The sequence below is a fragment of the Mesorhizobium sp. WSM4837 genome (assembly GCF_055811435.1).
Genome location: NZ_JBVVQE010000015.1, coordinates 1 through 12,998, shown reverse-complemented (window position 1 = coordinate 12,998; position 12,998 = coordinate 1). Strand labels below are relative to the sequence as shown.

Annotated in this window: 9 protein-coding genes and 1 pseudogene; 5 read left to right on the top strand and 5 right to left on the bottom strand. The window is 59.7% G+C overall.

What is annotated here, in order from left to right; genetic code table 11:
• Positions 1-74: 74 nt before the first annotated feature.
• The 3 genes from AC0L3D_RS11065 to AC0L3D_RS11055 all read right to left on the bottom strand — a co-directional run bounded on the left by AC0L3D_RS11065 (position 75) and on the right by AC0L3D_RS11055 (position 4,083).
• Complete coding sequence (locus tag AC0L3D_RS11065; RefSeq protein WP_473629851.1) at positions 75-1,769, bottom strand: GNAT family N-acetyltransferase; 1,695 nt, start codon at positions 1,767-1,769, stop codon at positions 75-77.
• A 51-nt stretch (positions 1,770-1,820) separates the two neighbouring features.
• A complete protein-coding gene (locus AC0L3D_RS11060; RefSeq protein ID WP_473644318.1) occupies positions 1,821-2,804 on the bottom strand; it encodes a D-alanine--D-alanine ligase family protein in 984 nt (327 codons plus the stop codon).
• Between the two features lie 214 nt (positions 2,805-3,018).
• Positions 3,019-4,083 carry a glycoside hydrolase family 88 protein gene (locus tag AC0L3D_RS11055; RefSeq protein ID WP_473644316.1) on the bottom strand — a complete coding sequence of 355 codons (1,065 nt, stop codon included), beginning with the start codon at positions 4,081-4,083 and terminating at the stop codon, positions 3,019-3,021.
• Positions 4,084-4,509: 426 nt separating this feature from the next.
• Here AC0L3D_RS11055 and AC0L3D_RS11050 point away from each other — a divergent pair, with 426 nt between their 5' ends.
• Both AC0L3D_RS11050 and AC0L3D_RS11045 read left to right on the top strand, forming a co-directional pair.
• Complete coding sequence (locus tag AC0L3D_RS11050) at positions 4,510-5,064, top strand: hypothetical protein (protein ID WP_473644314.1); 555 nt, start codon at positions 4,510-4,512, stop codon at positions 5,062-5,064.
• A gap of 238 nt (positions 5,065-5,302) precedes the next feature.
• Positions 5,303-5,863 carry a transglutaminase-like cysteine peptidase gene (locus AC0L3D_RS11045; RefSeq protein WP_473644312.1) on the top strand — a complete coding sequence of 187 codons (561 nt, stop codon included), beginning with the start codon at positions 5,303-5,305 and terminating at the stop codon, positions 5,861-5,863.
• Positions 5,864-6,076: 213 nt separating this feature from the next.
• Here the strand turns inward: AC0L3D_RS11045 and AC0L3D_RS11040 are convergent, their stop codons facing one another.
• Complete coding sequence (locus tag AC0L3D_RS11040) at positions 6,077-6,559, bottom strand: hypothetical protein (RefSeq protein ID WP_287068788.1); 483 nt, start codon at positions 6,557-6,559, stop codon at positions 6,077-6,079.
• Between the two features lie 8 nt (positions 6,560-6,567).
• Positions 6,568-7,278, bottom strand: a complete 711-nt coding sequence (locus AC0L3D_RS11035; protein ID WP_287250799.1) for a response regulator transcription factor — start codon at positions 7,276-7,278, stop codon at positions 6,568-6,570.
• Positions 7,279-8,013: 735 nt separating this feature from the next.
• On the opposite strand from AC0L3D_RS11035, the gene AC0L3D_RS11030 reads away from it, so the two are divergent.
• The 3 genes and pseudogenes from AC0L3D_RS11030 to AC0L3D_RS11020 form a co-directional block, all read left to right on the top strand.
• A complete protein-coding gene (locus AC0L3D_RS11030; RefSeq protein ID WP_473644310.1) occupies positions 8,014-10,086 on the top strand; it encodes a hypothetical protein in 2,073 nt (690 codons plus the stop codon).
• A 146-nt stretch (positions 10,087-10,232) separates the two neighbouring features.
• Complete coding sequence (locus AC0L3D_RS11025; RefSeq protein ID WP_473644397.1) at positions 10,233-12,233, top strand: type I secretion protein; 2,001 nt, start codon at positions 10,233-10,235, stop codon at positions 12,231-12,233.
• A 22-nt stretch (positions 12,234-12,255) separates the two neighbouring features.
• A pseudogene (locus AC0L3D_RS11020) lies at positions 12,256-12,998 on the top strand (hypothetical protein); the annotation flags it as partial.

Here is a 12,998-nt window from a genome sequence, read left to right as displayed (position 1 = left end):
CGACGGGTTTACCCAGCCATTCCTGTCCTTGACCAGATGCAAAACGCGATGCGCTTTACTCTAAGGTGTCCACATCATCGGCGATGGACAAACGGTCGCGCGGCAGAGGCATCTCGCAACTGGTTGAGGTTGGACAAGGCCTTGGCAAAGTCCGGTTTGAGCGTCAGCGCCTCGTCGAAGCTGGCGAGTGCCTCATCAACGCGCCCCAACGCCCGCAGCGTCACCCCCCGATTGTTCATTGCCTGCACGAAATCGGGTTTCACCCCGATGGCTTTCTCGTAGCACGCGAGAGCCTCGTCATACCGTTTCAGGCCGCGCAAGGCATGCCCCCTGTTGTTGTACGCAGTTGCGGCTTTCGGATTGATCTCAGTGGCGCGAGCCAGGTAAGTGTCCGCTGCCTGATACCGACCGGCCTGAAGACATAGAACGCCCAACAGATAATTAGCGTCGTAATGCCGGGGATTTGCTGCCAGTACCTGCAGATAAATCCTCTGGGCATCCAAAAATTGCTTGCTCCGATGGCATTGCAACGCACGCGCAAATTGCTCCTCAATAGGCCTAGCCGCCACAAGCTCGTCCAGAAGCCGGCGCGCCTCCAGATTGCTCGGCTCAGTTTCGAGCACCTGCCTGCAACCGCGCTCAGCCAGTTGGAACTTCCCCTCCTGACGCAGCTTTCGCACCGACGAAATCACCGAGGGAAGGCTTCTTCGATCCAGCCTGTTTCCGCGGCTGTTGGTGGAGTCGATCCGGACACCCTCTACAAGCCGCTCCTTCGATCCGAAACTGTACTTGTACGAAAAATCTCCAGTGCCAAGGTCGTAAGTCCTGAGGCCATTTTGAATTGCCCAACGGATGCTGTAGGCGTGAAGCACCAAGCCGGGTGGAGGCTTCCGAATTGCGAGATTGCGGCTGACGAGGAAACAGACGAGTGAACCCTTTGACCTGTCGATAAACGCAATGTGTACTCCTAATGGAGTATCGCCTTTCCACAATACGGGCGCGAACAGCACACCCGCCTTGTGGCATTCAAGTAACATATGGCGGCAGTTGGTAATAACACCCTGAGCATAGACGCGGCTTTTGGCCTCCCACTGCGCAAGCCAAAGTTGATAGAAAACCTCCAGGTCGCTTTGGATTGTCTCGAAGTCTGCCAAACTTATCCGGTATTCTCCGCTATTTTCGACCTGACGAAGAAAATGGCGGACATCACGACGGGTTTTCGAGCCAAGGTTGCCATCCAGGAATTCGTCCCAATCGGCTGGCAAATCGACATACATATAGATGTCATGGTTTATATTTTCGCCTGTTCGGGTTGTATGGCGACGTCGTTCAATCTTTTCTTTCACAAAATCGTTGTCAGAAAAGCTTCCAAGCAGCATTTGACGGCGCCTGGCCGATATCGAAATGTCGTCGCAGTGTAACGTTGTCCAATTCAGCGCCTGCAGGCGATCGGCGAACAACGAAACGACTTGCTCTTCGAATTCGGGAACGCAGATGAAGCCCGTATAGGTGGCGAAATACGAGCCGGCCATCCTTATGCTGCTATAAAACCCCGTCTGCTCATCAAGCCCGGTGACGAGTTGCAAAGGGAAGAAGGCGACATACTCGTTCGACCCGGGAGACCGCGCGGCCAAAATCACCCAACCTGGGCGTCGCAGCCAATTCGACATCCATGGCCACGACAGGAAGAAGTTCGCCTCCGGATCGGAGTCATATATCCGGTCCCAATTCTCTCTCAGCGGCTCCAACGCTTCGAATTTGTCGACCATATCGATTTGCATGCGCTGACCATCACTGAAGTGCCTTATCGAGCGTTGCGGTTATCTTTGCCGCCTTCTCTGACGCCTGAGACTGTGCGTCAAAACATGTCCCACCAGTTCTTCATACTTGATCCCATGCAGGGCGGCCGAACGATAGACCGCCGAGGCCGGCGCCATATTGCAGGCGATGTTCACTTCGATGAAAACGGTCCGCCGCGTGTCGGGATCATAACGGAAGTCGAAGCGGGCATAGTCGAATGGCGACATCTCGGCCACCATTCGTGCGGTTGCCTCCGAAACCTCTTCGGCTCCCGGTCCGTCGTAAGGAGCGGACTTGTAGGAACTGTTGAGCCCTCGCTTTGCTTCATTGGTCAGAACATTGTCGCCAGGGCGGCCGCTCTCCTCGAAGACCGCCAATGAACCCGGGGGGAAGCCCTCGACAATTGGAACCGTCAGATTGAGGCCCGGCACAAACTCTTCTGCAATGAATTCACGGCCGCCGTGACGCGGATCCGAGATGGTTGTCAGCGCATCCCGCCAATCCGCTTCATTCTCGACCTTTACAATTGCGTCGGAAGCGATACCCCCTCGCGGCTTGACAATCCACGAACCGGGCAGGCTGAACTTGTCATTGCTGACCTCACCGGGCTGCATGATCCTGTGCTTGGCGACATCGAGCCCCAGCGAAGCAGCCAGTTGCTTGGCCAATACCTTGTCTTCCGAGACCGCCCGGCTTGACGCCGATGCGCCGAGACACGGGACGCCACGATAGGCCGCGATTGCCGGCGCCAGGAGCTCGTGACCATCGAATATCGCATGCGAGTGAATGGCATAGAGGAAATCGAAGTCGAGAGGCCCGAACAGCACCTCGTGCTCGCTCGCCGGCGTGACCCTGAAACCCAGCCCGCGCAGCGTTTCGAGCATGATGGCATGGTAGACGACGTGGTAGCCGTACTTGGCCCTGCGCTCCGGCCTGGAGTCGAGGGCATGACGCGCCAAAAACAGCACATGGGTTTGCGCCAGCTCTTCCGGCGATGGGGTCAACAGGTATTCCAACGTCGGCATTTATGAGCCTGATGTGTTCAAAACGCTTTCCATGCTTGCATCATGGCTTGAGCCGGTCAAGCAGAACCACGGGCAATATTTTGGGTGGCGTTGAAGGTCGAAATGGTACAGATCCAGACTGGGATGCTGGCCGCACTGCCCGGTGAAGAAACGCAGGAGCAGTTCGGGGCTCCCGGCTGTCCTTTGACGGGAGTCAAAGCCCCAGCTCGAATGTAGAAGCCTGCTTGCTTCCGAGAAAATTCCCCAAGGCCTGGATAGCGTCTATCGTATGCTGGGCATTGTCTATGCGAGCCCACCTATTTTTCTCTGCATTGGTCCTGATGGCTCCTCTGTACGCATAAAAAGGAAGAGAAGATTCATCCAGTTTTTCTCTATACTGCAAGGATGCGATGTTTTTCAACGAGAGCATAATAGCGTCAAGGTATCGCCCTGCCCTCACCTCATCCCCTGTCCGCTGCGCCATCTCGAATGCATAAACCAGCCCCTCGGTATAAACTCCGTCCGAGGACGCGTGCGGAAGGCCGTACTGAGGGGTTGCTGGATTGAAGAATCGTCCAATCCTGTACGACCGGTCCTGAAGTTCAAGCAATTTGTCGTTCAGAGTAAACACCGCCTCGGCGAATTTATCGGCTTTCGTCAACTCATATAGATGCCGATAAGCGATGGTGTGCCAAGGCACGTATGCCGGGTAATAATTATCTGCGATATTGCGGACATATTCCTCTAAATAGAATTCTGCACTGCGCGCCGCTTCGTCGAAATAACGGGTCAATCCAGTCCGGATATAATATTCGAGCAAAGCAACCAGTGCTTCCCCTGAGTAAAATGTTAAGAGGTATTTTGCGTCGAAGGAATAATTCGGCTCCTTTAGCCAAGGGCGAAAGGACCCGTCTGCATTCTGGAGCGCAAGGATGCCCTCCGCGGCCGCACTGGCCTTTGACTGGAACTGTTCAAAATGAGGGCTTGCCGCGAATGTGCGAAGCAGCATCGCATTTGCCCCGAGCTTTGACTTGCCATCATATTCAATATAACCAATACCACCCTCCTCCCGATACCATGTATTCATGATGAATGACAAATTCCGGCGATGAACAGGGCGAAGCGAGAGATTTCCTACGCTCATTTCCGCCAACGTGCGCGATGACATAAGCTGTCTTAGTTCATTGTTTTTTTCAGATTTCTCGCCCGTATACGGATTGATACTGTAGGTAAACAGGCCATTTTTTCCAATATTGCGGATTATCCAGACTTCCGCCAAGTCTCGGATCCTTGCCATCTCCTCCGGCAGCGACACGTCCGTCCGTCGTTCGGGAGACCGCTCGGCGCGATGAAAGTTCGTCTTTGGCATGAGGCGTTTGGAGGTTTGAATCCGTTGGGCGGACATGGTTTCGCTGAGATTGATCGAGTTTTGGGCTGCTCTTCAACCGTCGACTGTAATGGCAGGGTCTATGCGGTGGCAACGGCCTCGGCTGTAGGGCCGGGCTCCAAATGAGCGTAGAGAGCCGTGAAGATCCTGGTTTGTCGCTGCAATTGAAGGGCCGGTCTGCGACGAAGCCCGGCGCGGAGGAGTGAAGATAGCTTCGCGGCCGATAGTCAGCCTCGCGCCGGCCCTCCAGTTCAGAATCCCAAACGGAAGGTGAGCGCCTTTAGACGCTCACCTTCGCGATTATCGAGCGAATATCTGGTGGGGTCGTTAGCCGCCGCTGCCGCCGCCACCGCCGCTGCCGCCGCTGCCGCCACTGCCGCCGCTACCACCGCTGCCGCCGCTACCACCGCTGCCACCGTCGCCGCCGCTGCCGCCGTCGCCGCCGCTGCCGCCGTCGCCGCCGCTGCCACCGTCGCCGCCGCTGCCGCCGCTGCCGCCACTGCCGCCGCTGCCGCCACTGCCGCCACTGCCGCCGCCATCGCCGTCACCATCGCCGTCACCATCGCCGTCGCCATCGCCGTCGCCATCGCCATCACCGTCGCCGTCGCCGTCACCGTCGCCGTCGCCATCACCATCGCCATCGCCATCGCCGTCACCGCCATCGTTCAAGGCGGCGGCGACAAGGGCCGTGGTAATCGGCGGGCACATGTCGATCTGTTCGGCGGAAAGAATGCTGGTGCGGTTGGCTGCAATACAGCAAAGCGCGAAATTGGCTTCAGTGAGAGGTTGGCACTGTGCAGCCGCAAGCCGCGGACGTGGACTCTGCTGCGCGGTTGCCGGTGTGATCGTTGCCACCGTGAAGGCGGCGGATGAAAGGAGCAGTATTCTTAGAATCGTGCTCGATACCTCAGGGTACAGGTGCATTTCTTCCTCCTTTTGAGGGAAAAAAGGCGCTCCCGTCCCCTTTGGTTGCGCGAAGGGTCAATGTTGCCGACCATCGGTAACACTTTGTTAAGTATGGCAAACAATTTGTTCCTGCGCAATTGCGATTCTCAGGGTTGATTTACCAACCCCCTTCAACATTATGATGACCTACTAAAGGGGACACTAAGTGAATCGTTCAGCGGCGCTTCTCGCGGCGGCCATTTTGCTGGCCGGCTGCAGCAATCAAACCACTGGAACAGCAACGAAGATGGCCACGCAGGGCTACGCCTTTGCACCGGCCGCCTTCTACAAATTCTGCGCCAGCGATCCGGCGCTCTGCAGCACCCGCGGCAAGGTCAAAGCGGTCGAACTCACGCCGAGGCTGGAAGCGGAACTTGCGAGCGTGAATAGTTCGGTCAATCGCCGCATCAAGGAGAGAGGCGACAGAGACTCCGCAGGCCGAGCCGACGTTTGGGGCTTGCCGACCGGCGAAGGCGATTGCGAGGATTTCGCCATCCTCAAGAAAGCCGAGTTGTTGAAACGCGGCTGGCCCGCATCCGCCCTGTTGCTGACCGTTGCGACGCTTGGCGGCGCAGGTCATACGGTCCTGACGGTGCGGACCAGCAAGGGCGACCTGGTGCTGGACAACAGGACGGGCGCGATCAGGAATTGGTCACGGACGTCGTACCGTTATTTTGCTCGGCAGTCCCAGTCCGAAAACGGCAAGTGGACGCGGATAAGAACCTGACACCCGTGCCTTGATCGCCCCGCGTCGATTTCGCCCCGCCGATTTCCTGGGGGCGCAAACCGGATCTATCTTCGATCTGGCGTCCTCAGCCCGACGGTTGGCCGCGACCGTCACCGGCTCTGCGCGATAATGCGTTCAGGCAGAGGTCACGGCGGCCCGGACCCGATCGCTGCCTATGTCAACCTCGATGCGCGGCGTCACAGGACAAGCAATTCAATGCGGAAAGGAATGGCTTTCGACGACCCGCCAAATATCCTTGTTGATTGCGCTGATCGCCTGGATGGAGGCGCTGATCCGCTTCATCTCGGAATCGTCGAGCTCCTCGATCTTCCCATATTTGATTGCATCCTTGCTGTCGAAGATGCGCATGAGTTGCGTGCTCGCGTGCGTTCCCGTTTCGTCGAACGAATAGATGCAGTGGCTGTACTTGTTGCGCAGCTTTCCCTGCCGGGTAAGCTGACTGGCAATCTCCAGGACCTGGCGTCGGCATTCGACCGGTGTTCCCGCCATCTTCGCCAACCGCTCGACCAACTCGATCCGTGCACGCGTGGTGTTCAGCGTCAGGAAAATGACGATCGCAGTCTCCTTGTCTACTTTCGCCAGACCGGCAATCAGGTAGATCAGCAAGCTTTCTGTGTTGGTCCATGTGTAGTTCAATTGACCAACAAGCAGTAAAATCTCCTGGAAGCGTGGCATCGACCTGCTCACGTGAGAGTTGAGATCACCGGGCGATCCGCACTGGGAACCATTCCAGCGGCCGCAACCCGTCGGGCATGAAAAAGGGCTGCGGCTTCAGTCCTGTTGTGGGCGCCCAGCTTGTTGATGACGTTGTGCATGTGAATTTTGACGGTGTGTTCGGAAAGGCGAAGTGCGGCGGCTATGGTTTTGTTCTGAAGTCCCTGCGACGCCATCTCCAGGATCTGAATCTCTCGACATGTCAGTTGGCCAGACTCCTCGAGTGCGGCTTGCCGTTTGATGGCGGGCTTCGACTCCTTCGCCTCGCTATGGGGCATGCCGTTGTTCAGGTACGGCTGAAACATGGCCAAGGGGAAATATTCGCCTCCGCGCAGCATGAGCCTGATCACGGAAAGCCACACATCCAGCTTCAGGTTCATGGGAAGCACGCCGCGCACCACTCGCGACGCAAAGACCTCATCGGGGATAAGCGGCCTCCTGCCGTCGTCCTGCATCACAGCGGTCATGGCTGCCGGGTGGAAGCGGGCCAGCTGGGCGGAACAGGAATCGATCTCGCTCAGAAACACCGCATCGATCAGAATAAGGGAAACCGAAGGTTCGAACGCCGTCCAGGTGGCGGACAGGTCGCGAACGCGCTCAACCCCGATCCACGGGAATTCCCTTTCGACGGCATGCACCAGGCTCTCGGAGATCGTGTCGTCAGGGGCGATGAACAGCAAGGTTCGTCGGGCCCAGGATTCTCTATCGGCGGAATCAGCTCGACCTCGTCCGCTCGCCTCCACCCCATCCACCCCATTCATGGCCCACCTGTCTACTAACCTCACTAAAGGCCGGGAACCCCTAACCCGGACGACACACGTTAACTACTTCCTAACTCAAAACTAGGCGAAAAAATATAGTCCTGACGAGCTAGGCAATTGCTAGGCAACCCTATGCTGGCAGCGGCGCGGCGCGCAACTGTCCGCCAATCACCATTGCTACCGACCCGGTTTTCCGCCCAGGATTTAACCCTTCATGGCGAGCAGATCGTCCCAAACGGGCTAGCTCCAACTATCAGCTTTCAATTTACGGCTGACGGTCACAGACTTCCAATGTTCCGTATTGGGAGTTTGGGGAACATCCAGAGATCACGAGAGCAGCGAGCGACCGCACCGTTGGGCGGCGCAGGCGGTAACTCGTGCGCAATCTGGCTGCCTCGCTCCCCCGTCAAAGGGAGGTGACGCCATAAAAACAGACGATGACCGGATCTCCGGCCTTAGTCCCCTAGGCGCAGGCGATCCAAAACCAACCACATGAAAACTTAATGGCCGCGAGCAGCCCAAGACCACGTCAGATTGAATGTGGTTCGGTTGTCGCGGCCTCTTACCGAGAAAACTTAACGGCCGCGAGCAGCCCAAGACCACGTCAGATTGAATGTGGTTCGGTTGTCGTGGCCTCTAACCGAGGGAACGACAATGACTACTCGCAACAGCAATAACTCCAACACCGGTTGGCAGTTCATCGGCGATGTCTCCGATGACGACACCGTAATCGATATCGGAGATGGCGATGCCAAGAGCGACGCCAGCGCCGACGCCAAGAGCGACGCCAGCGCCGACGCCAAAGCCGATGCCAAATCCGACGCTGACGCCAAGAGCGACGCTGACGCCACCGGTGTAGGCGTCGGCGTAGGTGTGGGTGTCGGAGCTGGCATCGGCATTGGCGACGCTACGGCCAATTCGACCAGCGACAACACCAACAATAACGGCAACAACAACAGCAATTCGAGCAGCAACAGCAGCAACAACAGCAACACCAACACCAACACCAACAATGTTAACGCCAATGTTAGCGCCAGCGCGACGTCGGACGGAAAGCAGGACGACGATTTCATTGACCTCGACGACGTGAATGTCGGCCTCGGCGGCGTCATGATGTTCAGCCGCGACGGCGACATCAGCTTCGATCCGGGCGATGACGTCAGCTTCTCGGACGTCCTGAACGGCGCGTTTGCCGGCGCTGGCAATGGCCACAGCGCCACCATCATCAACCAGACCGGCGACATGAAGGACAACGACTATCTCGGCAGCGCGACGGTCCAGAATAACGGCTACTTCGGCAACAAGGGCGACGCCAAGGGTGGTTACGCCAAGTCCGAGGAAGGCATTGATGCCGGCGGCGACGGCGGCCATGCTGGCGATTCGGTCGCTTTCGGTGGCTTCGGCGCCAAGGGCGGCGATGCCGATACCGGCAGCGCCAAGGGCGGCGATGCCAAGGGCGGCGGTGTGGCGGTGAGCGTGCCGATTGTCGTCGGCTCCGCTGACGCCAAATCAGACGGTGGCAGCGCTTATGGGGGCGACGCCGTGCCGATCGCGGTTAGCGGCGACGCCAAGGGCGGCGACGCGACCGGCGTGGCTGTCGGCGCAGGCCTCGGCGGTGACGGCAAGGGCGGCGACGGCGACAGCGGCGAAGCCTATGGCGGCTACAGCGGCGACGCCAAGGGCGGCGACGGCGGCGACGGCGTCGGGCTCGGTCTGGGCCTCGGCCTGGGCGTCGGCGTCGGCGGCGACTCCAAGGCCGACGGCGGCGATTCCGACGCCAAGGGCGGCGATGCTGGCGCGCTTGGCTTTGCCGACGCCAAGGGCGGCGACGGCGGGTCCGGCGGCAATGGCGGCAACGGCGGCAACTCGACCGCGGTACCTGTCGCCCTGGCGCTGATGGACGATGCCGAGGCTGGCAGCGACAACGATCCCTCTTGGGGTGGGAACAAAAGCGATGACAACGTCGCCGTAGCTATCCCGATCGCCGCGAATGGCGACACCGATGCCGGCAACACCGGTGGTGGCGGCGGCGGCGGCGGCGGCGGCGGTGGCGGCGGCGCGAATGCCGGCAACTTCGCCGATGTCGATGGCGGTGCTGCAAGCTCGATTGGCGGCGGCGCAGGCTCGACCGGCGGCGCTGGCTCGGGTTCCGGCTCCGGCACTGGCTCTGGCTCTGGCGTCGGCGGCGCCGGCGGCGGCGCGACCAGCGGTGCGGGTGGGGCTGGCACGAGCGGCGACGCAACCGGCGGTGCCGGCAGCGGCGGAGCCGGCAGCGGCGTGGCGAGCAACATCAACACCGGTGGCGCAGCCACCAGCGGTGCGGCCACGGCCGGCGACGCGACTGGCGGCGATGCGACCGGCGGCGCTTCGACGGCGACCGGTGGAACGGGCGCAGTTGCTCTCAGCGGCGCTTGGGCTGACGGAGCGGACGGTGGCTATGCCTGGAGCGGCGACGCCACGGGCGGTGCTGGCGGCAACGGCGGCGCAGCGACTGCGACCGGCGGCGCGGCTGGCGATGGCGGCGGCGGCGGCAGCTGGGGGTCGAATATCGGCCACGACCAGCACATTGAAGCCATCAGCCAGGCCAACGCCAATGGCACCATCGACATGAACGGCTTCAACCAGCAGATCGTGATGGGCGCCAACCTGCAAGGCCACTCGGTCGACATGACTGTAGTGGGCGGCAACCTCACCAGCTCGGTGGTTGGCGAAGACGACGCGACATAACTGGCGTGGCCGGTCTCGCCGAGCGAGACCTGCAAAAAAGGGACTGCGCGGGGGAAAACCCCGCGCAGTCTTCCCAACCAGAGAAGAGAAGCGCGACCCGGCAAGGGCGCGGATGATCTCGAAAACCGGAGGAAACTTCCGTGTATATGGACAAGATCACCGAGGCGATCAGCCACTTTGTGGGACTCTTTGAAATCACACTGGAGCAAGCCCGTCTCAGGAAAGCCTATGACGAATTCAAGGCGGCCCAGGCGGTCGAGGAAGAAACGCCGGAGCTTGCCAGTCAAACGGTCAACATCGAGGCAGGATACAATCTGGAGGATTTCGTTCCCTCCATCGAGTATTCGCCAGTTCCACCAAAACTTGTCCTGACGACACCCTGGTCGGATTTCCAATTCGTTCCTCCAGACATCCCCGCGATCCCGCAGCCGAACGTCGCCTATCCAGGTTTCCTGTTCCACCCGGACGCGCCGCCGATGGGGAGTGCGCCTTCACGCCTGATCCTGCCCCATATCGAGCCCCCTGGCTCGGTGGCGGTCCTTATCAATCAGGAGCTTCGGCTCTCCGATAACGATTATACAGGCGCTGGCGGACATGGCCTGAAATTCTCTCCCGCAGCAGCGGACCATGCTGCCGAAATGGCGACCTTGCTGGGCGCGGCGGCGGATCTGTCGCCGATCGACGATCTGGAAATGCCGGGTTCGTCCGAGGAGATAGTGGCTGTCATCAAGACAGCCGGCGAACGGCTCAACGGCTATGCGGAGGAAACGGATGGCGAAGCCGATGTTTTCGTCGTCAAGGCTGACGTCATCGAAGGCACTTACGTCAATGGGCAGTCCGTGGACGAAGCGCCCAAGCTCGACGATCACCTCCCGGAGAAGCACCGTCGAGCCGATGAGGAAGAGGACGAGGAAGAAGAGGCCGAGCAACCCTCCTACACGCCTGGGTCCGGCAGCATCGACATCGATGTTTCAGTCGAGTTGGAAGCCGGCGGCAATCTCCTCGTCAACAGCGTCGCGATGGCCAACAATTGGCTGCAGTCGCCGGTTTGCGCGGTGATGGGCGACCATGTCGAGCTCAACGCGATCATTCAGATCAATGTCGCGTGCGACAGCGACCTCGTCAGTTCCTCCATCAACGGTTGGGGCCTGAACGCGACCGATCCGACCCAAGGCTTCAATATCGCGATGTTCAAGCGCATCGATCCGTCGGCGGAAGCTGCGGCGTCGCAGGCCAAGCAGGGTGACTTTCCCGAGCACTGGGTTGTCACCGAGGTCGAAGGCGACCTGCTCATCATGAACTGGATCCAGCAATACGCCTTCATGATGGACAATGACGTTTCCGTCTTGTCGTCATCGGGAGTCAAGACGCTGGTGACAGCCGGCGCCAACACGGCGGCTAACGAGATTTCGCTGGACGAATTGGGCTTCAATTACGACCTGATCGTAGTCGGCGGAAACATTTACGACGCCAACATCATCCATCAGTTGAACGTGCTGCTGGACAACGACCTGATCGGCGCGGTCGATGGTTTCCATACAACCGGCGAAGGCGCGGCCTCGACCAGCGACAATCTGCTTTGGAACCAGGCCAACATCGTCAATTACGGCGCCGGCGATCGCTTCGAGGCGATGTCTGAAGCTTATCGCAAGGCGTGTGAAAGCCTGCAGAACGGCAACGGTGACCTTTCCGACATACTGAACGATGGCGCATTCGCGGGCATCGGGGCGATTCGGGTGCTCTACATCTCCGGCGACATCCTCAATCTACAATACATCAAACAGACCACCATTCTTGGTGACAGCGATCAGGTGGCCCTGGCCATGAATGCGCTGGCGCATCCGGAGGCGGACTGGACAATTTCGACAGGAACCAACTCGCTGGTCAATTATGCCTACATTGCCGACGTGGATTCCACCGGCAAGACCTATGTAGGCGGCGGCATCTATTCGGACGAGATCCTCATCCAGGCGGAGCTGATTTCCACCGGCCCCGATCTTGGCGGCCAGAATCCCGACGTGCTGGTGAATGAAGCGGTCGCTTTCCTCGATGACGATATGCTGGCGCCGGAAGCCTCTCAAAACGTGCCGTATCCCTCGCTCGTGCCCGAGACCTATTCCGATCCGATGCAAAGCGTTCTCGCGTGATTTTCGAACCGGGGTGGCAGCAATGACCGAAGATCGCGATCAAACCGGGCGCGCTTTCGTCCAAGAACCAGAATGGGATCGGCCGGATGACGGCGGCGAAGCAGTCGGGCGAAGCGCCGCCGAGCCGATTGCACAGACTTGGTTTCGTCACAGCAAGGCGGTCGATCGTTCGGTGGAAAAACTGGACGATGTCGTTGCCGAATTGTGGCGCATAGTGGACGTCCGGCCAGCCGAAACGCCAACATCGCTTCGCGAAACGACGCCAGCCAAGGTCACCGAACAAGCCAGGGTCACCGAACAAGCGCGCCCTTCAACCGCGCCTTTACCTGGTGATAGAAGCGCTCCGCAACGCGAGGTGCAACCACCCTCCCCGCAAGCAAAAGCGCCTTCGGCTCCGTCGCCGGCCACGCCCACTGCTCCAGCCGCAGACAGCATGAGAAGGCCCGACCCCATCCGGCCACCGAACCCTCGGATCTCCGAGCCGGCCCAGCGCACCTTATCACCAAAGGAAGAACCGGCGCGCAAGCCCGAGCCGGAAATATTGGAACGCAAGACGCCGAACGCGCCGAAGGACGCGCCCGGCAAGCAGGACCAGCCGAGCGCGCGAGTAGAGCCGGCCACGCAGGAGATCCGGCCACCGGGCCCTCGGATCTCCGAGCCGGCCCAGCGCGCCTTACCACCAAAGGATGAACCGGCGCGCAAGCCCGAGCCGGAAATATTGGAACGCAAGACGCCGAACGCGCCGAAGGACGCGCCCGGCAAGCA